This window comes from Stenotrophomonas maltophilia (assembly GCF_001274595.1).
GTDB classification, from domain to species: Bacteria; Pseudomonadota; Gammaproteobacteria; order Xanthomonadales; family Xanthomonadaceae; genus Stenotrophomonas; species Stenotrophomonas forensis.
Genome location: NZ_CP011010.1, coordinates 4,231,132 through 4,256,445 on the forward strand (window position 1 = coordinate 4,231,132; position 25,314 = coordinate 4,256,445).

The 25,314-nt window shown below is 68.6% G+C and carries 22 protein-coding genes; 12 read left to right on the forward strand and 10 right to left on the reverse strand.

Annotated elements, in window-relative coordinates; all coding sequences use genetic code 11:
- Positions 1 to 14 precede the first annotated feature (14 nt).
- Complete coding sequence (locus VN11_RS19255) at positions 15 to 1,136, forward strand: glycosyltransferase family 4 protein (RefSeq protein WP_053450900.1); 1,122 nt, start codon at positions 15 to 17, stop codon at positions 1,134 to 1,136.
- A 10-nt stretch (positions 1,137 to 1,146) separates the two neighbouring features.
- On the opposite strand, the gene VN11_RS19260 is transcribed toward VN11_RS19255, so the two are convergent.
- The 4 genes from VN11_RS19260 to def form a co-directional block, all read right to left on the reverse strand.
- Positions 1,147 to 2,868: an ArnT family glycosyltransferase gene (locus VN11_RS19260; RefSeq protein WP_053450901.1), complete on the reverse strand. Its 1,722-nt coding sequence runs from the start codon at positions 2,866 to 2,868 to the stop codon at positions 1,147 to 1,149.
- Between the two features lie 23 nt (positions 2,869 to 2,891).
- Positions 2,892 to 4,223 (reverse strand): 16S rRNA (cytosine(967)-C(5))-methyltransferase RsmB, encoded by a 1,332-nt coding sequence (gene rsmB, locus VN11_RS19265; RefSeq protein WP_053450902.1) that lies wholly within the window; start codon positions 4,221 to 4,223, stop codon positions 2,892 to 2,894.
- A 3-nt stretch (positions 4,224 to 4,226) separates the two neighbouring features.
- Positions 4,227 to 5,150 (reverse strand): methionyl-tRNA formyltransferase, encoded by a 924-nt coding sequence (gene fmt / locus VN11_RS19270; protein WP_053450903.1) that lies wholly within the window; start codon positions 5,148 to 5,150, stop codon positions 4,227 to 4,229.
- Between the two features lie 120 nt (positions 5,151 to 5,270).
- The gene (gene def / locus VN11_RS19275) at positions 5,271 to 5,783 is read right to left on the reverse strand and encodes a peptide deformylase (RefSeq protein ID WP_008267110.1); all 513 of its coding nucleotides are present in this window, start codon (positions 5,781 to 5,783) and stop codon (positions 5,271 to 5,273) included.
- A 126-nt stretch (positions 5,784 to 5,909) separates the two neighbouring features.
- On the opposite strand from def, the gene VN11_RS19280 reads away from it, so the two are divergent.
- The 9 genes from VN11_RS19280 to VN11_RS19320 all read left to right on the forward strand — a co-directional run bounded on the left by VN11_RS19280 (position 5,910) and on the right by VN11_RS19320 (position 15,500).
- Positions 5,910 to 7,043: a LysM peptidoglycan-binding domain-containing protein gene (locus VN11_RS19280; protein ID WP_053450904.1), complete on the forward strand. Its 1,134-nt coding sequence runs from the start codon at positions 5,910 to 5,912 to the stop codon at positions 7,041 to 7,043.
- A gap of 130 nt (positions 7,044 to 7,173) precedes the next feature.
- On the forward strand, positions 7,174 to 8,301 hold the full coding sequence (gene dprA, locus VN11_RS19285; RefSeq protein WP_053450905.1) for a DNA-processing protein DprA: 1,128 nt from the start codon (positions 7,174 to 7,176) through the stop codon (positions 8,299 to 8,301).
- Positions 8,302 to 8,344: 43 nt separating this feature from the next.
- Positions 8,345 to 8,818: a DUF494 family protein gene (locus VN11_RS19290; RefSeq protein WP_053450906.1), complete on the forward strand. Its 474-nt coding sequence runs from the start codon at positions 8,345 to 8,347 to the stop codon at positions 8,816 to 8,818.
- 39 nt (positions 8,819 to 8,857) lie between these two features.
- The gene (locus tag VN11_RS22940) at positions 8,858 to 9,610 is read left to right on the forward strand and encodes a pilin (RefSeq protein ID WP_053450907.1); all 753 of its coding nucleotides are present in this window, start codon (positions 8,858 to 8,860) and stop codon (positions 9,608 to 9,610) included.
- Positions 9,611 to 9,659: 49 nt separating this feature from the next.
- Positions 9,660 to 10,592: an RDD family protein gene (locus VN11_RS19300; protein ID WP_053450908.1), complete on the forward strand. Its 933-nt coding sequence runs from the start codon at positions 9,660 to 9,662 to the stop codon at positions 10,590 to 10,592.
- Between the two features lie 193 nt (positions 10,593 to 10,785).
- A complete protein-coding gene (locus tag VN11_RS19305) occupies positions 10,786 to 13,275 on the forward strand; it encodes a DNA topoisomerase I (RefSeq protein ID WP_053450909.1) in 2,490 nt (829 codons plus the stop codon).
- 122 nt (positions 13,276 to 13,397) lie between these two features.
- Positions 13,398 to 13,988: a Sua5/YciO/YrdC/YwlC family protein gene (locus VN11_RS19310; RefSeq protein WP_080374972.1), complete on the forward strand. Its 591-nt coding sequence runs from the start codon at positions 13,398 to 13,400 to the stop codon at positions 13,986 to 13,988.
- Between the two features lie 43 nt (positions 13,989 to 14,031).
- Positions 14,032 to 14,727, forward strand: a complete 696-nt coding sequence (locus VN11_RS19315) for a hypothetical protein (RefSeq protein ID WP_053450910.1) — start codon at positions 14,032 to 14,034, stop codon at positions 14,725 to 14,727.
- Positions 14,728 to 14,762: 35 nt separating this feature from the next.
- Complete coding sequence (locus VN11_RS19320; RefSeq protein ID WP_053450911.1) at positions 14,763 to 15,500, forward strand: hypothetical protein; 738 nt, start codon at positions 14,763 to 14,765, stop codon at positions 15,498 to 15,500.
- Between the two features lie 92 nt (positions 15,501 to 15,592).
- Here VN11_RS19320 and VN11_RS19325 read toward each other — a convergent pair whose 3' ends face one another.
- Positions 15,593 to 16,369, reverse strand: coding sequence for an SDR family oxidoreductase (locus VN11_RS19325; RefSeq protein WP_049456856.1), 777 nt, complete (start codon positions 16,367 to 16,369; stop codon positions 15,593 to 15,595).
- Positions 16,370 to 16,480: 111 nt separating this feature from the next.
- Between VN11_RS19325 and VN11_RS19330 the strand changes: the two genes are divergently transcribed.
- Complete coding sequence (locus VN11_RS19330; RefSeq protein WP_053450912.1) at positions 16,481 to 16,693, forward strand: hypothetical protein; 213 nt, start codon at positions 16,481 to 16,483, stop codon at positions 16,691 to 16,693.
- A gap of 104 nt (positions 16,694 to 16,797) precedes the next feature.
- Here the strand turns inward: VN11_RS19330 and sppA are convergent, their stop codons facing one another.
- From sppA to VN11_RS19350, 4 genes are all read right to left on the reverse strand, one after another.
- Positions 16,798 to 18,720, reverse strand: coding sequence for a signal peptide peptidase SppA (gene sppA, locus VN11_RS19335; RefSeq protein ID WP_040006996.1), 1,923 nt, complete (start codon positions 18,718 to 18,720; stop codon positions 16,798 to 16,800).
- Positions 18,721 to 18,836: 116 nt separating this feature from the next.
- On the reverse strand, positions 18,837 to 20,201 hold the full coding sequence (locus tag VN11_RS19340) for an MATE family efflux transporter (protein WP_049456854.1): 1,365 nt from the start codon (positions 20,199 to 20,201) through the stop codon (positions 18,837 to 18,839).
- Between the two features lie 200 nt (positions 20,202 to 20,401).
- Positions 20,402 to 20,977 (reverse strand): DUF3106 domain-containing protein, encoded by a 576-nt coding sequence (locus VN11_RS19345; protein ID WP_053450913.1) that lies wholly within the window; start codon positions 20,975 to 20,977, stop codon positions 20,402 to 20,404.
- Positions 20,970 to 21,974 carry a hypothetical protein gene (locus VN11_RS19350; RefSeq protein ID WP_053450914.1) on the reverse strand — a complete coding sequence of 335 codons (1,005 nt, stop codon included), beginning with the start codon at positions 21,972 to 21,974 and terminating at the stop codon, positions 20,970 to 20,972. The genes VN11_RS19345 and VN11_RS19350 overlap by 8 nt, the downstream gene beginning before the upstream one ends.
- 412 nt (positions 21,975 to 22,386) lie before the next feature.
- Between VN11_RS19350 and VN11_RS19355 the strand changes: the two genes are divergently transcribed.
- Positions 22,387 to 24,564, forward strand: a complete 2,178-nt coding sequence (locus VN11_RS19355; RefSeq protein WP_053451388.1) for a primosomal protein N' — start codon at positions 22,387 to 22,389, stop codon at positions 24,562 to 24,564.
- A 95-nt stretch (positions 24,565 to 24,659) separates the two neighbouring features.
- Here VN11_RS19355 and VN11_RS19360 read toward each other — a convergent pair whose 3' ends face one another.
- On the reverse strand, positions 24,660 to 25,280 hold the full coding sequence (locus tag VN11_RS19360) for a glutathione S-transferase family protein (RefSeq protein WP_053450915.1): 621 nt from the start codon (positions 25,278 to 25,280) through the stop codon (positions 24,660 to 24,662).
- Positions 25,281 to 25,314 lie beyond the last annotated feature (34 nt).

Genomic DNA, 25,314 nt, shown 5'->3' on the forward strand with positions numbered 1-25,314 from the left:
GAAGGTCCCCCCCCATGAAAATCCTGTACACCAACTTCCACTACGGCGACGGTGGCGGCCATACGACGTACATCGTTTCCCTTGCGCGGGCCCTGCATGGCCGGCACGCGCTCCACGTTGCAGCCCCAGCCGACAGCCGCCTGCTGCGTACCGTGGCCGCTGAAGGCATCGCCAGCACGTTGCCGGTCGACTTCGGCAGCGGCCTGCCGACCCTGCCGCAACAGCTGGCCGAGCAGCGCGCGCTGCGCCGCCTGGTCCACGAACAGAACATCGACCTGGTCCACGTCAACGGCGCGCGCGACCATCGCGTGGTGATGCAGGCGCTGTTCGGCCTGCGCCGCCCCCCGATCCTGCTGACCAAGCACAACAGCAAACGTACCGATACCGTTGGAAACGCGCTGCGCGCACGCTGGGCCACCGATCGGCTGATCGCGGTCTCGGCCGATACCAAGCGCCTGCTGGAACAGGGTCCGTACCGGCGCTGCCCGATCGATGTGGTGCGCAACGGCGTCGACCTGGAGCGCTACTCGCCGCTACCGACCGGGGCCGGCCACGCACTGCGCCAGCAATGGACCCAGGACCCGGAGGCACTGGTGCTGGTCAGCAATGCCGGCACCGATGACTACAAGGGCTGGATCGACCTGGCCCGGGCCATCGCACGGCTGCCCGATGCGATCCGCCCCCGCGTTCACATGGCCGTGGCCGGCCACCTGCCCAGCGCGCAGCAGCGCGAACAGGTGCAGGCGCTGGGAGACGTCGCAGCTCAGGTGCACTTCACCGGCCTGCTGGCCGATACCCGCGTGCTGATCGCGGCCGGCGATATCGGCTTCGTGCTGTCCCACGACATCGAGACCATCTCCTTCGCCTGCCGGGAGATGATGGCCAGCGGCAAGCCGATGCTGGTCAGCGACTTCGCCGGCCTGCCCGAGAACATCGAACAAGGAGTCGACGGCTGGGTGGTCGCCACCCGCGACATCGACGCCATCGCCGCACAGGTGGCGGCACTGTACGCGCAACGCGATGCACTGCCCGGACATGGCCATGCCGCCCGCCGCCACGCGCAGCGGGAATTCGGCCTGCAGACATTCGCCGATGCCACGCTGGCCAGCTATGAGGCAGCACTGGCCGGCCGCTGAGGGCCGGCCTTCAATCCGCTACGCCGGCCCCCTGCAGGCGGCGTTCGTGCTCAAGCTCCGCTGCCGTCGGCCTGCAGGTGCCGGCCACCGCATCAGCGGGCACCAGCCACCAGCGGCGGCGATTGGAAACACCGGCCATTTCCGCGCGTGATCGATCGATGCAGGCCTGCAGGGCGTCCTCGTTCACCAGCAGCCAGCGTCGTTGCGGAAACAGCCGCTGCCAGCGTACGGCCGCCTGCAGCTGCTCGTGCCAGCGGTCTTCGAAACCGAAGGTTGCCGCAGGCCGATCGGCCATCAGCAGGTTCTGCTCCTTCCATGCCACCAGCCCCAGCTCGGCCTGCGGGCCGATGCGCGCGCCGACCTCACGCATCAGGCCACGGGCCGAACTGGAATCGTTCAGCAGCGGATAGGCGAGCACGCCATACAGCACCCAGATTCCCGCAAGTGTCGAGATCACGGCCAGATGGCGGCGACCGCGCCCGCTTGCCCACAGGCTCAGGCCGCCCCAGATCCCCATCGCCAGCGCCGTCCATGCCAGCGCGTCGGTAGCGCCAGGCGCCAGGCCGCGACCATGGGTGAGGCGTATTTCGAAACCGGGGTCGCCCAGCAGCGCCAATGCCCCGATCAGCGTCAATCCTGCGGCCAGCAACGCGGCGAAGGCGCCCAGCACGCCCTGCACGTCGCGCCGCTTCAGCAGCCCCGGCAACAACGGTGCCAGCGCCAGGCAGAACATCGGCAGGGCCGGCAGGATGTAGACATCGCGCTTGCCGTGGGGAATGGAAAAGAACAGCACGACCAGCAGCCACCAGGCCAGCGGCAACAGGTAACGCGGGTCGCGGCGGCGCAGCCGGCGGCACCACGCAGGCAACGCCCAGGGCAGCAGCAGGAAGGCGGGAATCCACATCGATGGCATGATCGCCAGGAAGTACCACCACGGCTGGTGATGGTCCCAGGACTGCATGTAGCGCCGCGCGGTCTGCCGGAACAGGATGTCGTCCATGTAGGCCCGGTACTCGTCCGAGCCGGTGGCCAGGCCGGCCAGCAGCATCGGTGCCAGCCACAACGACACCGCCAGCAGGAAGGCCAGCGGCGCCGCCCAGAAACGCACGTCGCGCGCGTGCAGGCCTACCTGTGGCCATCGCAGCGCCGTTGCGATCGCCGCTGGCACGATCATCAACAGCGCCAGCATGCCCACACCCTTGGTGATCACCCCGATGCCGGCAAAGAACCAGCCCAGCCACCACCAGCGCCAGGCAGGGCCCAGCAACAGGTGGCGCAGCAGGCCGTAGTTGGCCAGCGTGATGAACAGCACCAGCAGCGGGTCGATCTGTGCCTTCTTCGCCTGGAAGGTGAAGTGCAGCGCGAACAGCAGCGCCCAGCCCGCGTACAACCCCACGCGGCGCGTCCACAGGCGCCGGCCAAGATCCACCACGCACCACAGCGTGCCGAGCGCTGCCAGCAGCGACGGCAGCAGGAAGGCCACGCGCCAGTGGCCGACCAGGCCGTACAGCGTGGCCTGCCACCACATCAGCATCGGCGGCTTGTCCGAGTAAAGCTCCGGCCCACGATGCGGGAACAACCAGTAGCCGCTGTCGACCATCTGCCTGGCCACCAGCGCGAAGCGTGGCTCGTCCGACGGCCATGGATCGCGGAGGCCGAGGCCAGCCCCCAGCACCAGCAGGGCCATCACCACCAACAGCCACGTCTGTCGCGAGGCGTGGGTTTTCAGCATGGGACTCGAAACGGCAGCGGGGGTCAGGCTGCTTTTATCAGACGTGCGTAGAAGAAACCGTCAGCATCGTCGTCACCTGGCAGGCGCTGGCGTGCCACGCCTTCGCAATCCACGCCAAATGCGTCGCCCAGCGGCTGCGCCTCGGCATCCGGATGCCACTTGAGAAACGCGCGCACCTGGTCGATGTTCTCGGCACGCAGGATCGAGCAGGTCGCATACAGCAGCACGCCGCCCGGGCGCAGCATCGACCAGCAGGCTTCCAGCAGGCGCGCCTGCACTCCCACCAGCGCATCGATGTCCTCGGCGCGGCGGTGGAACATGACATCCGGCTGGCGGCGGATCACGCCGGTGGCCGAACACGGTGCATCCAGCAGGATCGCGTCGAACGGCACGCCATCCCACCAGGCACCGGGATCGCTGGCATCAGCGGCCAGGGTCTGCGCGTGTTCGCCCACGCCGGTACGGGCATAGGTGTCACGGGCGCGCGCCAGGCGCCGGGCGTCGATATCCAGCGCCAGCAGTCGCAGGCTCGGGTCGCGTTCCAGCAGGTGCGCCGATTTGCCACCGGGCGCTGCGCAGGCATCCAGTACGCGCGAGCCGGCAGCGGGGGCCAGTGCATCCGCCGCACACTGCGCCGACAGGTCCTGCACCGACAGCGCGCCGTCGGCGAAGCCAGGCAGCTGGTTCACCGCCACCGGGGCCGCCAGGCGCAACGCATCGGGACTGAGCGCACTGGGTTCAGCGGCAATGCCGGCCTCGGCCAGCGCTGCCAGGGCTTTGTCGCGGCCGCCATGCTGGCGGTTGGCGCGCAGCCACAGCGGCGCAGGCTGCAGGCTTGCGTTGAACACCGCTTCGGCCTGCGCCGGCCAATCCCGTTCGATCGCCTCGGCCAGCCATTCCGGGAAGGCATCGCGCGCGGGCTGCTCCGGGAAACCTTCGCGCTGGGCGCGGCGCAGGATCGCGTTGACCAGGCCTGCCTGGCGTTCGCGACCCAGCGCGCGCGCCGCATCGACCGTGGCCGACAGCGCCGCGTGCGCCGGCAGCTCCAGCACATCCAGCTGCGCGAATCCGACCATCAGCAGCGTGCGCAGATCGGCGTCACGCGCCGACAGCGGCTTCTGCATCCAGCCCTGCAATGCCGCGTCATAGGTGCTGCGACGACGCAGCACGGCAAAGCACAGCGCTTCCAGCAGCGCGCGGTCGCGGCTGTCGGCCAGCTTCGGCAGCGCCCAGGCCAGTTCGGCCTTCAGCGAACGGCCACGGGTGAAAACCTGCGCCAGCACGCGTGCGGCCAGCATGCGCGTGGCCGCGCCCGGTGCCGCCTTGGCGACGGAGAAATCGTTCTGCTTCGACACCGCTTACGCTCCCACGCGCAGGTCGCGGCGAGCGTTGAGGTAGTCGGCGGCGGTGATCGCCTTGCCGCCTTCACGCTGCAGCACGCGCAGGCGCAATGCACCCTGGCCACAGGCGATGTCGATGCCATCGCGGCTGGCGGCCAGCACCGTACCCGGTGCCTGGCCGTGGTCCGCCTCCAGCGCCACCGCGCCATGGATGCGCACGCGTTCGCCGGCCAGCGTCGCCTCGGCGATCGGCCACGGATTGAACGCGCGCACGGTGCGCGCCAGCGCGCCGGCGTCCTGCGCCCAGTCCAGCTTCGCTTCGGCCTTGTCCAGCTTGTGCGCATAGGTCACGCCCTGCTCCGGCTGCGGCCGTGCGATCGGCTTGATGCCGGCACGCAGCAGGCCCAGGCCATCGGACAGCACCTGCGCGCCCAGTTCGGCCAGCTTGTCGTGCAGCTGCCCACCGGTATCGGTGGCGGCAATCGGCAGCTCCTGGTGCAGCAGCACCGGGCCGGTATCGAGGCCGGCCTCCATCTGCATCAGGCACACGCCGGTGGTTGCGTCGCCGGCCTGGATCGCACGCTGGATCGGCGCGGCACCGCGCCAGCGCGGCAGCAGCGAGGCGTGCACGTTCCAGCAGCCATGGGTCGGAATGGCCAGCACCGCCTTGGGCAGGATCAGGCCGTAGGCCACCACCACCATCAGGTCCGGCTGCAGATCGCGCAGCTGCTGCTGGGCCGCTTCGTCCTTCAGCGATTCGGGCTGGTAGACCGGGATGCCACGGGCGACGGCTTCAAGCTTGACCGGCGACGGCGCCAGGCCACGGCCACGACCGGCCGGGCGATCAGGCTGGGTGTAGACCGCCACGACCTCATGGTGGCGCGCAGCCGCGCGCAGCGACGACACCGCAAATTCCGGCGTACCGGCAAAGACAATCCTCATGGCTACCCCACTTGCAGGATGGATTCGTGCAGGAAAGAAAACGGCGCCGTCGGCCGGCGCCGTACAGCCCGCGCGCATCGCGCAGGCAGGGGCCACCCGAAGGGTGGCCCGGATCGGCGATCACGCCACGTGCTTGCGCTGCTTGGCCAGCTTCTTGCGCACCATCTCGCGCTTGAGCGGCGACAGATAGTCGATGAACAGCTTGCCATCCAGGTGATCCATCTCGTGCTGGATGCAGGTCGCCAGCACTTCGCCGGCCTCCAGCTGCTGCTCCTGGCCGTTGCGGTCCAAGTACTTCACGGTGATGGTATCGGCGCGGGTCACGTCGGCGAAGATGCCCGGCACCGACAGGCAGCCCTCCTGGTACACCCGGCCCCCGTCCTTGGCGACGATTTCCGGGTTGATGAACACATGCGGTTCATTCTTTTCTTCGCTGACGTCGATGACCATGAAGCGCTTGTGCACGTCCACCTGGGTGGCGGCCAGGCCGATGCCCGGCGCGTCGTACATGGTCAGGAACATGTTGTCGATCAGTTCCTGGAAGGCCGGCGTGGTGACTTCGGCGGCTTCGATCAACGCAGCCTTGGTACGCAGGCGCGGATCGGGGAACTCGAGAATGGGGAGAAGGGCCATGGCTGTTTCCGGATAGGGGGCCGGCACGCCGGCATACGTCGCAGATTCTAGCTCCAACGCTTGCCTTGCGCCCCGGTTTCTGGACTATAGTGCGCGGACCTGTTGGGGAATCAGGGCTTCACACCTATGTTGCTTCGTTTTCGTACGGTCGTCGCCGCGGCGATGCTGACCGTGGCTGCCTATGCTACCGCCGTGGAAGTGAATGGCGGGCACCCGGACACCTATGTGGTCCGAAAAGGGGATACGTTGTGGGATATCGCCGCACGTTTCCTGCAGAAGCCGTGGCTGTGGCCGGAGATCTGGCAGGCCAATCCGCAGATCGCCAATCCGCACCTGATCTATCCCGGTGACGTGCTCAGCCTGGCCTATCTGGACCGGGTGACCGTGGCGGCCCAGCCGGGCCCGCGCCAGGAGGCCCCGATCGACGCCATTCCGCTGGCCCAGGTCGAGCCGTTCCTGAAGCAGCTGAGCGTGGTCGACAGCATCGAGCAGCTGCCCCAGGTAGTCGGCCTGGAGGACAACCGACTGCGCGTGTCTGGTGGCGATGCCGCCTACGTTAACCTGGCCGATGCCCAGCTGGGACAGCGCTGGGCCGTGGTCCGCCCGACCGTGCGCTACGCCCAGCCCAAGCCGAGCGAAGACCTGAACGCCAACGGCGACGTCACCCCGGGCAGCGGCAACCTGTGGAAGGCCTACAACGCACCCAACGCGCGCCGCGGCGTGCTGGGCTATGAACTGGCCCAGCTCGCCACCGGCACCATCACCCGGGTTGCCGACGGCAAGGCCGGGGCCTCCACGCTGGCGCTGGACAAGAGCACGGGTGGCCGTGAAGTCCGTGTCGGCGACCGCCTGGTGCCGGTCGAGGCCCGCCCCTATGACCTGCAGTTCGTGCCGCATGTGCCGGCCGCAGGCGTGGAAGGCGTGGACGTGCGCGTGCTCGCGGTGACCGACATGTTCACCGCCGGCGGCCCGCGCGACGTGATCGCGATTTCGGCCGGCCGCGCCCAGGGCGTCGACAATGGCACCGTGTTCTCGCTGTGGCGGCAGGGCCGCCATGTGGCCAACCGCCTGAAGTACCCGACGTCGTCGCGCATGGACGATGCGCTCAGCGGCAGCGTGGGCCGGGTTGCGCTGCCGGAGGAATATGCGGCGCATGCGATGGTGTTCCGCACCTTCGACAACGTCAGCTACGCGCTGGTGATGCAGGGCGTGAAGCCGGTGCGGGTGGGCTACAACGCGCTGCACCCGGACGCGAAGTAACGGTTGCCGGGCTGCCCCGGCCACCTCAGGTAGTGCCGGCCGCTGGCCGGCAGACACCTCCGGCAAATCCTGACACGTACATGCGAAGGCGCCCGAGGGCGCCTTTGTTGCATGCGGTCGATAGTGGGGAATGACCAAGCAAGCTGATGAGGCGCTGCTGCGCCTGGTGATGGCAGGGGGCGCACTGGCGCCGCGACGGGCATTGCTGCAGAGCACGGGCAACGCGGCCGCAGCCATCGCGCAAGGCACTGCGAACTGGCGCGCACACGGCTGCACACCGGAGCAGTGCGCCGCACTGGAACGCCCTGATGCGCGGGCGTGGACAGCCGCGCAGCGCTGGCTGGAAGACGACCATCACCATCTCCTGGCCTTCACCGACCCGGCCTTTCCTCCCCCCTTGCTGGAGGTACCCAACCCACCGCTGGCGCTGTTCGTGGCCGGTGACCCCAGCCTGGCCTGGCGCCCCTCCGTGGCCCTGGTCGGCAGCCGCTCGCCGACGCCGGGCGGTCGCGCGCTGGCGGCCCGCTTTGCCAGCGGCTTCGTCGAGGCCGGGTTGGCGGTAACCAGCGGGCTGGCTGCCGGCATCGATGCAGCCGCCCACCTGGCAACCCTGGACGCCGGCGGCTGCACCGTCGCCGTGATCGGTACCGGCCCCGACCGCGCCTACCCGGACAGCCATGCCCGGCTGCAGGCCCGCATCGCCACCGAGGGCGCCGTGCTCAGCGAATACCTTCCGGGCACCGCGGCCCGCCCCGGGCACTTCCCGGCGCGCAACCGGCTGGTGGCCGGGCTGGCCCTGGCCACGGTGGTGGTCGAGGCCGCCCAGCGCTCGGGAGCGCTGATCACCGCGCGCCTGGCCGCCGAGGCCGGTCGCGAGGTCTGCGCCCTGCCCGGTTCGGTGCTCAATCCACGCGCGGCGGGCTGCCACCGGCTGATCCGTGAAGGCGCCGCGCTGGTCGAGCGCCCGGAGGAGGTGCTGGAGCTGCTGGCCCCTGCGCTGCGCCAACAGCTGCCGGGCTTGCAATCGCGGCTGGCCACCCCCACTGAACAGGCACCGCCGGCACTCCTGCCGGCGCGCTGGGCCGACGACCCTGACTACCAGTGCTTGTGGCGGGCCCTGGACCACAACCCAAGCAGTATGGATTCACTGATCACGCGCTGTGGATTGACGGCGCCCCAGGTGTCCTCCATGCTGCTGGCCATGGAACTGGCGGGAATCGTGGTGTGCGTACACGGCCGCTACTGTCGAACTCCCTAGTTTCTTCACCTCCACAGCGTCGCGCGACGCAGGCCGAGGGGCAATGAAAGAGAGCATCCTGGACGTACTGCTGTACCTGTTTGAACACTATTTCAGCGAAGATGCGGACCTGATCCGTGACCGCGATTCGCTTCAGAACGGCCTGATCCAGGCCGGTTTCAGCCCTACCGAGATCAACAAGGCATTCGACTGGCTCGATGCCCTGGCCGCGCAGCGGCCGAGCGTGTCCCAGGCCCGGGTCGATGGCCCCGTGCGCGTCTACCACGGCCCCGAGCTGGACAAGCTGGACGTGGAATGCCGCGGTTTCCTGCTGTATCTGGAACAGCACGGCATCCTCGATGCCGACCAGCGCGAGCTGGTGCTGGACCGGGCGATGGCCCTGGACCAGGACGAACTGGACCTGGACGACCTGAAGTGGGTCGTGCTGATGGTGCTGTTCAACCAGCCCGGCTCCGAAGCGGCCTATGCCTGGATGGAGACGCAGATGTTCATGGACGAGCCAGAACCCCTGCACTGACCGTACACTTGGGGGCATAGCGCATTCAGGAGCGTCCCCGTGAGCGAGTGGTTCCACGCAGAAGGCAACCGGCAGCAGGGCCCGCTGCCGGCGGAACAGTTGGTTGAGTTGTTCCGCAACAACCAGATCTCCCTGGACACCCTGGTGTGGCGCGACGGCCTGCCGCAATGGCAGCCGTTGCGTAGCGTCGTCGACGAACTCGGCCTGATCGTTCCGGCACTGGACGCTTCTGCGCCGATCGTCGACGCCGAGCCGGAACCGGTGGCACCGCCGCCGCCGCAGCCACCGGTGCTGCCGCCCTCCACCCCGTACGCCACCAGCGCACCGGCCGGCGTCGTGCCGGCGCCGAAGAAGCAGCTGTCCGGCTGCGCGCTCACTGCGATCATCGCAGGCGCTCTGCTGCTGGTGCTGGTGCCGATCGTGGCCATCCTTGCCGCCATCGCCCTGCCGGCCTACAACGACTACACCGTGCGCGCCAAGGTCGCCGCTGCGGCCGATGCCCTGCACCCGCTGCAGGACCAGGTGCAGCATTTCGCCGATGAGGAAGGTCGCTGCCCGGGCGCCAACGATGCCGGCTTCCCCGCCCCTGGCGATTTCACCCGGTCCGGCCTGTCGGCGGTGAACATCGGCCGCTTCGACAACGGCCACTGCGGTATCGAGGCAACGCTGTCGATGCCGGGCAAGAGCATCGACGGCGATCTGCTGTGGCTGGAATACGACCGCGACAGCGGCCGCTGGGACTGCAGCGGCGCAAGCGACGACAAGTACCTGCCGCCGGCGTGCCGCGGCTGAGCCGCGCGCGTACCGGTACCTCCAAGGACGATCCAACAGGGAACATGCAATGACTGAGTGGTATTACGCCGAAGGACAACAACGCCAGGGCCCGCTGCCGGTCCAGGAGATCCGCCAGCGCTTCCAGCGCGGCCAACTGAACCTGGACACGCTGGTCTGGCGCGAAGGCATGGCGCAGTGGGCGGCGCTGCGCCAGGTGGTCGACGAGCTTGAGCTGCAGACGCTGGCCGATGCCACGGCGGCCGCCGGCAGCGGCGGCTTCGACCTGCGCGGCGACTATGCCGCCATCGACAACGGCACCGCGCCGCTGCCCGGTACCGGCGCCCTCGGCAGCTCGCCTTACAGCGCGCCTGCCGCCGCAGGCGGCGCTGGCCATGCGCAGCCGGTCATGGGCGGCGAAGTGGTCTACGCGGGCTTCTGGAAGCGCGTGGCCGCCTACATGATCGACTACTTCGTGCTGTTCATCCCCGGCAGCATCATCGGCGCCATCCTCGGTGTGGTGCTCGGCGCCAGCATGGGCGCGGTGGGCAGTGGTGAATCGGCCATCGAGGTGGTCGCGCAGCTGTCCAGCGCACTGATCAACTTCGCCATCGGCATGGCGTACTACACCTGGTTCCATGCCTCCAAGGGTGGCGCCACGCTGGGCAAGATGGCGGTTGGCATCAAGGTCGTGCGCAGCAATGGCGAACGCCTGACCAAGGCGCGCGCGTTCGGTCGCTACTGGGCCATGCTGCTGAGCAGCTTCACCCTCGGCATCGGCTTCCTGATGGCGGCCTTCACCGAGCGCAAGCAGGGCCTGCACGACATGATCTGCGACACCCTGGTGGTCGACCGCTGGGCCTTCACCGACCAGCCACAGCTGCAGCGCCGCGAGCTGGGCACGGTCACCGTGCTGGTGCTGGTGCTGACCGGCCTGCTGTCGCTGGTGGGCCTGGCCCTGCTGGTCTTCGCGGTCGGCTTCATCGCCAAGATGGCCTCCTGAACGGCCATCGTCACGCCTGGCTGCTTGACATGGGCTGGCCGGGCGTGATTCCTCTAATAAGGTGAAACCTGAACGCCCGGCACATTACCGGGCGTTCAGTTTATGGATTTTCCCGTGGCCGCTTCACTAATGCGGCCGTTTGCTCCACCCTAGCGGCCCCTTCCCCACGGTTCGCCCCACAGACCCTGCTGCCATGCCCAAGCACCTGCTCATCGTCGAATCGCCGGCCAAGGCCAAGACGATCAACAAATACCTCGGCAAGGACTACACGGTCCTGGCCTCGTATGGGCATGTGCGTGACCTGATTCCGAAGGAAGGCGCGGTCGACCCGGACAACGGGTTCGCCATGCACTACGACGTGATCGACAAGAACGAGAAGCACGTCGATGCGATCGCCAAGGCTGCCAAGGGCGCCGACGACATCCTGCTGGCAACCGACCCGGATCGCGAGGGTGAGGCGATCAGCTGGCACATCGCCGAGATCCTGAAGGAACGCGGGCTGGTCAAGGACAAGCCGATGCAGCGCGTGGTGTTCACCGAGATCACCCCACGCGCCATCAAGGAGGCGATCAGCCAGCCACGCGAGATCGCCAGTGACCTGGTCGATGCCCAGCAGGCGCGCCGCGCGCTGGACTACCTGGTCGGTTTCAACCTGTCGCCGGTCCTGTGGCGCAAGGTCCAGCGCGGCCTGTCCGCCGGCCGCGTGCAGAGCCCGGCGCTGCGCATGATCGTCGAGCGCGAGGAAGAGATCGAAGCCTTCATCGCCCGCGAATACTGGTCGATCGCCGCCGAGTGCGCGCACCCCTCGCAGCACTTCAACGCCAAGCTGATCAAGCTGGACGGGCAGAAGTTCGAGCAGTTCACCATCACCGACGGCGACACCGCCGAAGCCGCCCGCCTGCGCATCCAGCAGGCGGCGCAGGGCTCGCTGCATGTCACCGACGTGGCCAGCAAGGAGCGCAAGCGCCGCCCTGCACCGCCGTTCACCACCTCCACCCTGCAGCAGGAAGCCTCGCGCAAGCTCGGTTTCACCACCCGCAAGACCATGCAGGTGGCACAGAAGCTGTATGAAGGCGTGGCCATCGGCGACGAAGGCACCGTCGGCCTGATCTCGTACATGCGTACCGACTCGGTGAACCTGTCGCAGGATGCGTTGGCCGAGATCCGCGACGTGATCGCCCGCGATTACGGCATCGCCTCGCTGCCGGACCAGCCGAACACCTACCAGACCAAGTCGAAGAACGCCCAGGAAGCGCACGAAGCCGTACGCCCGACCTCGGCACTGCGCACCCCGGCCCAGGTCGCGCGGTTCCTGACCGACGACGAGCGCCGCCTGTACGAGCTGATCTGGAAGCGTGCGGTGGCCTGCCAGATGATTCCGGCCACGCTCAACACGGTCAGCGTCGATCTGTCGGCCGGCAGCGAACACGTATTCCGCGCCAGCGGCACCACCGTGGTCGTGCCCGGCTTCCTGGCCGTGTACGAGGAAGGCAAGGACAGCAAGAGCGCCGAGGACGAAGACGAAGGCCGCAAGCTGCCGGCGATGAAGCCCGGCGACCGCGTGCCGCTGGAGCGCATCCAGGCCGAGCAGCATTTCACCCAGCCGCCGCCGCGCTACACCGAAGCGGCGCTGGTGAAGGCGCTGGAAGAGTACGGCATCGGCCGTCCCTCGACCTACGCCTCGATCATCCAGACCCTGCTGTTCCGCAAGTACGTGGAAATGGAAGGCCGCAGCTTCCGCCCGTCCGATGTCGGCCGTGCGGTGTCCAAGTTCCTGTCCAGCCACTTCACCCGCTACGTGGACTACGACTTCACCGCCAAGCTCGAGGACGAGCTCGACGCCGTCTCGCGTGGCGAGGAAGAGTGGATCCCGCTGATGGCCCGCTTCTGGGAGCCGTTCAAGGAGCTGGTGGAAGACAAGAAGGAATCGGTCGACCGTGCCGAGGCCAGTGGCGCCCGCGAGCTCGGCACCGACCCGAAGACCGGCAAGCCGGTGAGCGTGCGGCTGGGCCGCTTCGGGCCGTACGCGGCCATCGGCAGCACCGCCGAGGACGCCGAGGAAAAGCCCAAGTTCGCCTCGCTGCGCCCCGGCCAGTCGATGCACACCATCTCCCTGGAAGACGCGCTGGAACTGTTCCTGATGCCGCGTGCGCTGGGCGAGGACAACGGCGAGCCGGTCAGCGTCGGCATCGGTCGTTTCGGTCCGTTCGCCAAGCGTGGCAGCACCTATGCCTCGCTGAAGAAGGAAGACGACCCGTACACCATCGACCTGGCCCGCGCCGTGTTCCTGATCGAAGAGAAGGAAGAGATCGCGCGCAACCGGATCATCAAGGAGTTCGAGGGCAGCGACATCCAGGTGCTGAACGGCCGCTTCGGCCCGTACATCAGCGACGGCAAGATGAACGGCAAGATCCCCAAGGATCGCGAGCCGGCCTCGCTGACCCTGGCCGAAGTGCAGCAGCTGATGGAAGAAACCGGCAAGCCGGTGCGCAAGGGCTTCGGTGCCAAGAAGGCCGCTGCCAAGAAGGCACCTGCCAAGAAGGCGGCGGTGAAGAAGGAAGCGGCGCCGAAGAAGGCCGCCGCCAAGAAGGCCCCGGCCAAGAAAGCGGTAAAGAAGGCTGCCGCGAAGAAGGCCCCGGCCAAGAAGGCCGTGAAGAAGGCCGTAAAGAAGGCAGCCAAGTAGATCCACGCCATGCGTGGATGAGGGGGTGCGGACCCACGGTCCGCACCCACCAACAATGCCGGCCAGCGGCCGGCACCACCGAGCGGCACCGTTCCACCCCTTCTGCACGCAGCAGGGGGATAATGAAGCCCCACGCCGGGCCGGTCGCCGCCATGAAAGAACTCACCCTGGACTCTGCTGTCGCCACGCTCCGCGCGGGCGGCGTGATCGCCTACCCGACCGAAGCGGTCTGGGGCCTGGGCTGCGATCCTTCGCACGAAGCCGCCGTGCACATGGTGCTGCGGCTGAAGCAGCGCCCGATCGAGAAAGGCATGATCCTGGTCGCCGCCGAGCTGCCGCAGCTGGAAGGCTGGGTGCGCCTGCAGGCGCTGCCCGACGCGCGCCAGCGCGCGGTGCTGGCCAGCTGGCCCGGTGCCAACACCTGGATCCTGCCGGCCGGCCCGCGTGCGCAGCCCTGGGTCACCGGCGAGCACAGCGGCATCGCGGTGCGCATCAGCGCCCACCCGCTGGTGGCCGCCCTGTGCCGCGCCTGGGGAGGCCCGCTGGTTTCCACCAGCGCCAACCTGGCCGGGGAACCACCGGCACGCAGCCGCGAAGAGCTGGATCCACGCCTGCTGCGCCTGCTCGACGGCATCCTCGATGGACAGACCGGCGGCCTGGCCCAGCCGACCCCGATCCGCGACGCACTCAGCGGCAACGTGCTGCGCTCCTGAGCGGCCGATTGCGCTGCCGCGGACAATCACGCACCCTGCCGCCATGACCCTGCTGCGCGCCGCCCTGAGCCTGAGCCTGCTGCTGCCGTTGACGGCGAGCGCCGCCGAGGCCGAGGACGTGCGCGTGTACCGCTGCGTGGCCAGCAACGGCGCCGTCGCCCTGCAGGACCGGCCGTGCAACAGCGGCCGCCAGGAAGTACGCGACCTGCAGCGTCCGCGTGACCCCGCCCCCCGCGTGGTACGCAGCGATGCCGCACCGCCGCTGCCCAGCGAGACGCCGGTCATCCGCGAGCGCGAAGTCCGCCACGTCTACATCCAGCCACCGCAGCCGATGTACGAATGCGTGAGTGACGATGGCCGGCGCTATACCAGCGACAACAACGAAGGCAATCCGCGCTGGGTCCCGCTGTGGACCAGTGTCTGGCTTCCGCGTGGGCATCACGGCCCGGCATATCCCGGGCCGCGACCGGCCATCGGCACGCCGGTCGGTACGCCCATTGGCGAAGGCGCGGGGTATCGCCCGCCTGCGGTGGGGGTAGGCGTGCAGGTCCCGGCCGGCAACGTGCTGGTCCGCGACAGCTGCCACGCGCTGCCGCCGCAGGAAGTCTGCGCGCGCCTGCGCGACCACCGCTGGGAACTGGACCGGCGCTACAACAGCGCGCTGCAGAGCGAACGCACCGCCATCAGCAACGAGCAACGCGGCATCGATGCGCGCCTGTCGCGCGATTGCCAGCGCTGAGCGCGGCGTCCCAGCGCAGCCTGTACGCTGTACGCATGAACAGATTGATCTGGCTGGCCCTGGCCCTGCTGCCCGGCGCTGCATTGGCTGACGAGGGCATGATCTACCGCTGCATGTCCAGCAGCAGTGACATCCCCATCCTGCAGCGCACGCCCTGCCCGGCCGGCAGCACGCAGCAGGTCGTGCGCGTACCGGCGCCCTCCAACCCGCAACCGGCCGTGGTTGAACCCTCACAGGCGCTGGCTCCGGTTCCGCCACCGGCTCCCCAGGCCAGCGAACCCGCTGCAACGCCTGCAACGCATGCGGCGCCACGGCGCGCGGATCAAGGGCGCACGATCATGGAAGCAGGCATGGTTGAACGCGAAGGCGACGACCAGATTCTCGACAGCGCGACGCTGCAACGCGAAGCCGAGGCCCGCGCCGCATCCGGCGACGGGCCACCGAAACCGCCGTTGCCACCGATCTTCCAGTGCACCGACAGCCAGGGCGGTGGCTACCTGCACGAGTACGAGGCCGCCCCCGGGCGCTGCGAACTGATGACCGTGCAGGGGCTGGGCGGCGCCACGCCGGTGAATGCAGCAGGCTGCGAAGTGGTGCGTGACCGCTGCGAGGCGCTGCCCGAGGCGCAACGCTGCGGCAGCTGGCAGCAACGCTTCCGCGATGCACGCGGCCGCGAGCGATTCGCCGCACCGGAGAACCGCGATACCGCGCGCGGTGAACGCGAACGGCTGCAGGGCGTGCTGGAGGCCAGCAACTGCCCGGTGCCGGGGTGACAGCCACCGGTAGTGCCGGCCGCTGGCCGGCAACTGCAATCATCTGAAGATCCTGAGGTTGCCGGTCAGCGGCCGGCGCTACCCTCGAACGATCAGAACCCGTAGCGCAGGAAACCGCCATCCACGGCGATGCACTCGCCGGTGACATAGCTGGCTGCCGGCAGGCACAGGAAGCCCACGGCTGCGGCCACTTCATCGGGCTCGCCAATGCGGCGCATCGGCGTGCGGTTGATCACTTCCTCGTAGTAATCCGGGTCCGACAGCGGACCGGACGTGCGCCGCGTACGGATGTACCACGGCGCCACCGCATTGACCCGGATGCCATCCTCGGCCCACTCGACGGCCAGGTTGCGGGTCATCTGGTGCATCGCCGCCTTGCTCATGCCGTACACCACGCCACTGCGCACATGGGTCAGGCCGGACACGCTGCCGACATTGACGATCGACGACGACGCGTGCCGGGCCAGCAGCGGATGCGCGTAGCGCGACAGCTCGAACGCAGAGAACAGGTTGGTCTCGAAGATCTGGCGCCATTCGTCCTCGGAGTATTCCGTGGCCGCCTTGGTGACGTTGCCACCGGCATTGTTGACCAGGATATGCAGGCCATCGCTGTGATCTTCCACCCAGTCCAGGATCTGGCGGCGGTCCTCGTCATCGGAGACATCGGCAGCCAGCGCGTGCACCTGGTGCTGCGGATACACGTCCAGCAGTTCGTCGCGTGCCGTCTCCAGCATGTCGATATCGCGGCCGACGATCATCAGGTCGGCACCGAGGCCGGCCAGTTCATGCGCGATCGCCAGGCCGATACCGGCGCTGGCGCCGGTGATCAGGGCGGTCTGGCCATCCAGGCGCCACCGTTGCTGGGTCATGTGTCCTCCGGGGCCGCGCCCGCTGTGTTTCGATGCCGCAAGGATACGCGCTCACGGCGGCTGCCTGCCGGGGGTGCGACACTGCCCGTACGCCCACCGCGGAGAGCCGCCATGCGCATGTTGATCCTGTCCTCGCCCCTGCTGGCCACCGTGCTGCTGGCGGGCTGCCAGCGCCCACCGGCGCCGAACCCGGAAAAGCCACCGGTACCCCGGGCGATGTCGCGCGCGATCAACCAGCCGCTGGACCGCGCCAAGGGCGTGCAGAAAACCGTGGACGATGCCGCTGCGCGTGAACGCACGGCCGAAGCCGAGGCGACGCAGTAACCGCGCAAACGAAAACGCCCGGCCGAAGCCGGGCGTTTCCAGTAGATCCACGCCATGCGTGGCCGTGCCAGTAGATCCACGCCATGCGTGGATAGGCGCTCCGATCAGAACCCGCAGAAGCAGTACGCCAGCGCCTTCACCGGCGCACCGTTGCCCTTCTCGCGGGCTGCGTTCTCGACGAAGCGCAACTGCGTGTCCACTTCCGGCATCGTGCGGGCCAGCATCATCCGCGCCATGCCCGAGTCGGACAGCATCCACGCACCGGCGCGGCTGCCGGCGAAACCGCTGACGAACTGCGCGAACGGCGTCGCCGCCTTCTCGATGTAGCGCACGCGGTAGGCATCGGCCTTGCCCAGCTTGGCGCGGCTGGCGGCGTCGGCCACGGCATCCTTCAGGCCACCGAAGGCATCGACCAGGCCACGTTCCTTGGCCTGCGCACCGCTCCACACGCGGCCACGGGCCACTTCGTCGACGGCCTCGACCGGCTTCTTGCGCGCATCGGCGACGCGGCCGGTGAAGTCGGCATAGCCCTTGTTGATCACCGTCTGGATGACCTGGCCGACGGCCGGGTCCATCGGACGGGTGACGTCGAAGGCACCGGCAAAGCGGGTGGTGCCGACGCCGTCGGTGTGCACGCCGATCTTGTCCAGCGCGCGGCTGAAGTTCGGCACCATGCCGAAGATGCCGATCGAACCGGTGATGGTCGACGGATCAGCGTAGATGCGGTCGGCATTCATGCTGATCCAGTAACCACCGGACGCAGCCAGATCGCCCATCGACACCACTACCGGCTTGCCGGCCGCCTGCAGGGCCACCACTTCGCGGCGGATCTGCTCGGAGGCGAACACTTCACCGCCCGGCGAATCGACGCGCAGCACCACGGCCTTGACGTTCTCATCGTCGCGCGCGGCGCGCAGCAGCGCGGAGGTCGACTCGCCGCCGATACGGCCGGCCGGCAGGTCGCCACCGCTGATCTCGCCTTCGGCCACTACCACCGCCACCTGCGGACGCGAGTCCACCGGGTTGCGGCGAGCGTCGAGCAGCGCCAGGTAGCGCCCGAAGTCGACGTTGCGGAAACCGCCGTCGGCATCGTCATCGGCCACGCCACGCTCGATCATCAGATCCTCGAATTCCTCGCGGGTCTTCAGCGCGGTTACCAGCTTCTGCTGCAGGGCGAACTTGGCCAGGTCGCCACCGGCGGCGGCGATGCCCTCCGGCAAGGTGTCGATGCCGGCGGCCAGCTGGGCCGGATCCAGGCGGCGGGCCTTGGCGATGTCGGCCAGGTAGCGCTGCCACACGTCGTTCATCCAGAACAGGTCGGCCTCCTTGGAGGCCGGCGAGGCGGCGTCGAGCACGTACGGCTCGGCGGCGGACTTGTACTCGCCCACCTTGAACAGATGCACGTCCACGCCCAGCTTGTCCTGCAGGCCGGTGCGGAAGTACTGGCGGTAGCGGCCCAGGCCCTCAAGCACCACCGACCCCATCGGGTCCAGGTAGACCTCGTCGGCCTGTGCGGCCAGCAGGTACTGCGACTGGCCCATGCTCTCGCTGTAGGCCACCAGCTGCTTGCCGGACGCGCGCAGGTCCTGCAGCGCCGACGCCACTTCGCGCAGCGAGGCGAAGCCCGACGGCTGCAGCTTGTCCAGCTCCAGCACCACGCGCTCGATCTTCTTGTCTTCCTTGGCCGACTCGATCACCCGCAGCAGGTCGCGCAGCTGGATCTCCTCGGCACCGTTGTCGCCCACCGCCTTGGCCAGCGCGCGGCTGACCGGATCGGCGCTGAACTGCTCGACCAGGCGTCCTTCCGGCGCGATCACCAGGGTGGTGCGGTCCTGCAGCGATTTGCTGGCACCGGCGCCCATGCCGGCAGCAATGACGAACATCACCAGCAGCAGGAACAGCAGGCCGAAGAACACCAGGTTGAGGATCAACCGGCGGGTGAAATTCATGACGTCCCACAGCCCGATGAAGAAGCTGGCGACGGGATTGCGACGCGCCGGGGGCAGCGGGGGCACGGGTTGATTCATGGAACGCTCCGGATGGCTTCTTGCCGTGGTACCAGCATAGCCGGTGCCGTGTGATGCGGCATCGGACACAAGTCAGGGGATCGCCCGCCATGGATCAGCATGGCGGGCAGGAAGGATCAGGACAGGGTGGACTGGCCGATGCGCAGGCTGCTGCGGCGCAGGCGCCAGCCCATCAGGATGGCGGCCGCGGTCAGGCCCACGATCAGGCCGATCCACATGCCCTGCGGGCCCATGCCCAGGCCCAGGCCGAGCCCGGCGCCAAGCGGCATGCCCAGGCCCCAGTACGCGAACATGGCGATGAACATCGGTACGCGGGTGTCCTTCAGGCCGCGCAACGCGCCGGCCGACAGCACCTGGATGCCATCCGGGAACTGGAAGGTGGCCGCGTACAGCAGCAGGGTCGAGGCCAGGCCGGCCACCGCCAGATCGTTGGTGTACACGCCGACGATGGCATCGTGGCCGAACAGCAGCACCGCCGCCGACAGCGTCTGCGTGCCCATGATGATCGCGTAACCGGCCCACGCCGCACGCCGCACACCGAAGCCGTCACCACGGCCGACGGCATGGCCGACGCGCACGGTAGTGGCCTCGGCCACGCCCATCGGAATCATGAAGCACAGCTGCGCGACGTTGATCGCGATCTGGTGCGCGGCCGCCTCGTTGGCGCCCAGGCGGCCTATCAGCAGCGCGGTGACGATGAACAGGCCACCTTCCATCAGCACGGTGATACCGATCGGCAGGCCGGTGCGCAGCAGTTCCCAGATCGCCTTCCAGCGCGGCCCTTCGAAGTGCGAGAACAGCTGCAGGTGGGCGAAGCGCTTGGTGAACCACAGGTAGGTAGCGAAGGCGATCGCCTGCAGCCACATCATCACCGCCGAAGCGATGCCCAGGCCTTCGGCACCCATTTCCGGGAAACCGAGCTTGCCGTTGGCCAGCACATAGCCCATCGGCGCCAGCACCAGCAGGCCGCCGAAGCCAAGCAGCATGGTCGGCAGTGTCCAGTGCATGCCCTCGCTCAGGTAGCGCATGCAGAAGTACAGGGTCAGCGCCGGGCCGCCCCAGCGCACCGCATGCAGGAACGCGGTCGCGCCCGGCACGATGTCCGGTGCGATGCCGAAGGCCGGCAGCAGCGGCGGCACCACGGTGAGGAAGGTGAACATGATCAGGCCCAGGCCCAGTGCCAGCCACAGTGCCTGGCGGAACAGTGGGCCGATCTCGCGCTCGCGGCCAGCGCCGTGCAGCTGCGATACCGAGGCGGTGAGCGAGATCAGCGTGCCGATCGGGATCAGCATCGGCAGCCACAGCAGGGCGGTGCCGATGGTCACCGCGGCCAGGGTCGCGGTGGCGTGGTGGCCGGCAATCACGTTGTCGACGAAGGAGATCAGGCCGGTGGAGACATGGCCCAGCACAAGCGGCAGGGCGAGCAGACCGGTGGCGCCGACTTCCTTGCTGAAGCGCGGCGTGGAGGTTGCAGTAGACATAAGGTGCTTGACGCGAACTACGGTTGCGCGCGAAGGGCACAGGCACCGGGTTTGCGGCCGGTCATCTTACGCGCGCAGCGCGCGCATTCCCATGACACGGTGTGAATGCTGGGTTCCAGCCACAAAAAGGGGACGGAGGGGATTAAGTCGTTTCAGACCCAATTGTTCCGAATACGACTTAATCCCCTCCGTCCCTTTTTTTACTGTCCGGCCTGGCGCTTGAGCCAGGTGTCACGCTCGGCGGCGGGCACCGCGAGGAAGGCGCTGCGCACCGCGTCGCGTTCCTGCGGCGGCGTGCGCTGTGCGACCAGGGCCAGCTGTGCCAGCTGGGCCGGGCTGAGCTGGCGCAGCACGGCCAGCGCGGCCTCGCGCTGTTGCGGCGGCACGTAGCCGAACAGGCCATGCAGCTTGGGAAACACCAGGCCCAGCTGCGGGCCCAGTCGCCAGCCTTCGCGGAAGGCCTGGTCCTGCGCCTGGAACTGCTGGCGCAGGCGCTGCTGCTGGTCGGCCGGCAACGCGTTGAATCGCGTCGCGGCCTGGCGGATGCGCTCACGCTCGCCTTCCGGAAGCGCCCGCCACGCGGCGTAGTCGGCACGTCGCTGGCGCTGCTGCGCTGCATCCAGCTGCGCGAAGGCCGACGGCGCAACGGCCGGGGCCGGTGCTGTCGCCTCAACGCCGGGCGCCGGCGCAGGCAGGGGCACATTCAAGGTCTGCGGTGCGGCGGACAGCGACAGCGGCAGGGCCAGCAGCGCGCTGGCGAACAGGGTCTTATTCATCGGCAGCGGTGGTTTCCAGCGTGGCACTGGCCGGCTCGGGCCGGCTCGGCCTGGATTGCGATTCGTCCACCGGCAACGGACCGCCTGCGGCGGTCCACGCATACAGATCGGCATCGGCCAGCAGCGGGTAGTCGCGGTCGGCCAGCATCGTGGCGTCGTCTGCGGCCTGGGAAGGCGTCGTATCCGGCGCGGCATTGACCGTGCTCGGCGGCAACGCCTCCACCGTGACCGGGCCTGCCTCGCCGACCACGCCTTCCGGCAACGGTGCCGCGGCACCGAACGAACGGCCCTGCAGGTAGCGCCAGCCCAGCGCCGCCGCCAGCAGTACGGCTACGGTCAGCAGCAGGATCAGCGGGCCGCGCCAGCGCGGCTTGGCAGTCGGGCGGCGGCGCTTGCCATTGGCGGCGGCACGCGCTTCCTGCGGCGGCGCGCGCCAGCTGGAAGTTACGGGTTCATTGTGGGCGGCCGGTGCGGCCGGCTGCTGCAGCTGCTGCAGGCGCTTGGCCGGCAGGTCGCGGATGCGCAGCTGTACCTGTTCGGCCAGTTGGCGCCAGGCCGACGCGTCGGGCTGGCCGTGCGCATCGCGCGGGCAGGCATTGGCCAGCAGGTGCTGGTAGCCCGCTTCGTCCTGGTCGAGCACGCGCATGGCGATGCCTTCGTCCAGGCTGCCGCCCACCCGCAGCAACAAGGCCAAGCGCGGCAGCGGGTCCATCCCGCCCAGTGCGGCCAACGGCGGCGCCCACTGGCCGCCTGCCGGCTCGCGCAGTGCCTGGCGCTGGCCCAGCAGGGTCCAGAAGCGGGTCGGCCACTGTGCCATCGGCAGGTCGCTGGCCACCGCGGCAAACGCGCGCATCACCGCCACCAGGGTCTGCTCGGCGCGGGCAGCATCGCCGCACTGCAGTTCAGCCACCACCAGGGCACGGCGTTCAACACCACGCAGGAACGCCGACAGCGCACCGGCCGCGGTCGAGGAAACAGGGGCGGGCACAGCCGTCATCGGTCACTCCAAAGGTCTGCCGGCATGATAGCGGCAGGCCATCGACGCCCGTAGGACTTGCGCCCGCTGGCACTTCGTGCTGCAGGTTGTGCACAGCACCACGCCCCCCTCGGGCAAAACTGGGGCATCCAGCTGAATCCACTCTGTTTCAGCAATGTTTCACACTCAACTTGTTGATTTATATCGCTTTTCTAATGTGGCGATTTTTTGACCAACCCAAGCGTGAGGCCGTCGCCATCGGCCTCCTGCGCGCCCGTCGACCGGTAACGCACAACGTTATCCACAGAACATGTGGATAAGACTGAATCTCCAATGGACACCGATATTTAGGTGACATTTATGATTCAACCGCCGTCGCTCCAGCGCCCCGGGCCGCGCCATCCGTGCGCGCATGGCCCGTTACACTGGCCCGATGCTTTCACCGATTCCGACCCTGCAGGTCGCCCTGCCCGTCCCGCTGCCGCGCCTGTTCGACTACCTGTCACCGGAGGGCGACGCCCCTGCGATGGTGGTCGGCTGCCGCGTGAAGGTGCCCTTCGGCAACCGCGAGCTGGTCGGCGTGGTGGTCGGCCACGGCCAGGCCGACGACGGCCAGGGACTGCGCCAGGCACTGGCCTGGTGTGACCCGCAACCGCTGCTGCAGGGCGAGCTGTGGCAGAGCCTGCAGTGGCTGGCGCGTTACACCCACGCACCGCTGGGCGAGGTCCTCAGCACCGCCCTGCCCGGCCCCCTGCGCCATGGCGAGGCCCTGCCCGAGACCCATCACTGGGGTTGGCAGCTGACCCACGAAGGCCGCGCCCAGCGTGAAAAACTGCGCGCCGGCAGCCGCCCCCGCCAGTTGGCCGAGCTGCTGGCCGAGGCCGTGGTGGATGAAGACGTACTGGGCGAGCGCATGGACGACTGGCGCACCGCCGCACGCAGCCTGGCCAAGCGCGAGCTGGCCGAGCGCGTTGCGCTGAGCGTGGCCCCGCAGCACGCGCAGCCGCTGCCCGGCCCCACGCTCAATCCGGACCAGGCCGAGGCCGTGGCCGCGATCAACGCGGCCGACGGCTTCCAGCCGTTCCTGCTGGATGGCGTAACCGGCAGTGGCAAGACCGAGGTCTACCTGCAGGCGATCATCCATTGCCTGGCACAGGGCCGGCAGGCGCTGGTGCTGGTGCCGGAAATCGGCCTGACCCCGCAGACCCTGGCGCGGTTCCGCGGCCGCCTCGGCATTGCCGTGCACGCACTGCATTCGGGTTTGAACGACAACGAGCGCGCGCGTGTCTGGGCCGCCGCTTCGCGCGGCGAGGCACGGGTGATCGTCGGCACGCGTTCGGCGGTGTTCACACCGCTGCCGCAGGCCGGCCTGCTGATCGTCGACGAGGAACACGACGGCAGCTACAAGCAGCAGGACGGCATCCGCTACCACGCGCGCGATTTCGCCCTGGTGCGGGCCAAGGCACTGGGCATTCCGGTCTTGCTGGGCAGCGCCACGCCCTCGCTGGAAACGCTGCACAACGCCTATGCCGGGCGCTACACCCACCTGCGCCTGAAGCAGCGCGCCGGCGATGCGCGGCCACCGCGCGTGCGCATCCTCGATGTACGCAAGCGGCCACTACATGACGGTCTCTCCGCCGATGTGCTGGCCGGCATCGGCGAGCACCTGCAGCGTGGCCAGCAGGTGCTGGTGTTCAAGAACCGCCGCGGCTATGCGCCGGTGCTGCTGTGCCACGACTGTGGCTGGACCGCGCCGTGCAACCGCTGCGATGCACCGATGACCGTGCATGGCGGTGGCCGGCGCCTGCAGTGCCATCACTGCGGTGCACGGCAGCCGGCACCGTTGGCATGCCCGGCCTGCGGCAGCCTGGCGCTGCAACCGCAGGGTATCGGCACCGAACGCCTGGAAGAACATCTCACTGCGGCCTTCGCCGATTTCCCGGTGGTGCGCATCGACCGTGGCACCACCTCGCGCCGCGATGCGTTGGAACAGCAGCTGGCGAAGCTGGGCGACCGGCCCGGCATCCTGGTCGGCACGCAGATCCTGGCCAAGGGCCACGACCTGCCCAAGCTGACCCTGGTGGTGGTGGTGGGCATCGATGAGGGCCTGTTCTCGGCCGACTTCCGTGCCAGCGAGAAACTGGCGCAGCAGTTGATCCAGGTGGCCGGCCGCGCCGGCCGCGCACGCGACCCGGGCGAGGTCTGGCTGCAGACCCATCATCCCGGGCATCCGTTGCTGGAGACCCTGGTGAACGGTGGCTACCACCCGTTCGCGCAGGCCGAATTGAACCAGCGCCAGGCCGCCGGGTTCCCACCCTTCGCGCACCTGGCGTTGATGCGCGCGGAAGCGCAGCAGGTCGAGCACGCCAACGCCTTCCTGCTGGCGGCGCGGCAGCTGCTTGGCGAGCAGAACGTGGTGGAGGCCTACGGGCCGATGCCGGCACCGATGCCGCGCCGTGCCGGTTACCAGCGCACGCAGTTGCTGCTGTCGGCACTGCAGCGGCCGCCACTGCACAGCGTGCTGGCGCAGCTGGTGCCGCAGCTGTATGCGCTACCGGAAGCGCGCAAGGTGCGCTGGTCGCTGGATGTGGATCCGACCGATCTGTATTGAGGTCTGGCAACCGGTACTGCGTAGCGTCGAGCTTGCTCGGCTGCCGTGCGCCAGAAGCAGTCGAGCAAGCTCGACGCTACGCCGAACGCCACCGCTTACGTCAGCGGCGACATCACGCCGCGCTGGTAGGCCGGGCGTTCGCGCAGGCGCGCATACCAGTCGGCCAGGTGCGGCAGTTCCGGGCGCTGGATCGGCAGTTCGAACCAGGCATAGATCAACGAGCCCAGCGGGATGTCGCCCATCGCGAACGTATCGCCGGACAGCCACGGCTGCCGGGCCAGGGTCGCGTCGGCCATCGCCAGGTAGTCACCGGCACGCACGATGGCCGCGTTGATCCGCGCTTCGTCACGGTCGGCCGGCGCGGTGCGCATGATGCCCCAGATCAGGTCACTGTAGATCGGCGCCATCCGCGAGGTGCTCCAGTCCATCCACTTCTCGGCCTGGGCGCGCTGCATCGGGTCTTCGGCGTACAGCGTGCCCAGCGCGTAGCGCGCGCTCAGGTAGCGCACGATCGCGTTGGATTCCCACAGCGGCAGGCCATGGTCTTCGATCACCGGCACCAGGCTGTTGGGGTTCATCGCCAGGTACTCCGGCGTCTGCGTGCCACCGTGGCTGCCGCCGACTTCGATGGATTCATACGGCAGGCCGATTTCTTCGGCACACCACAGCACCTTGCGGACGTTGCTTGAATTGCGACGGCCCCAGATCTTCAACATGCGGGTATTCCCTGCTGGCAATGCGAGCGGCAAC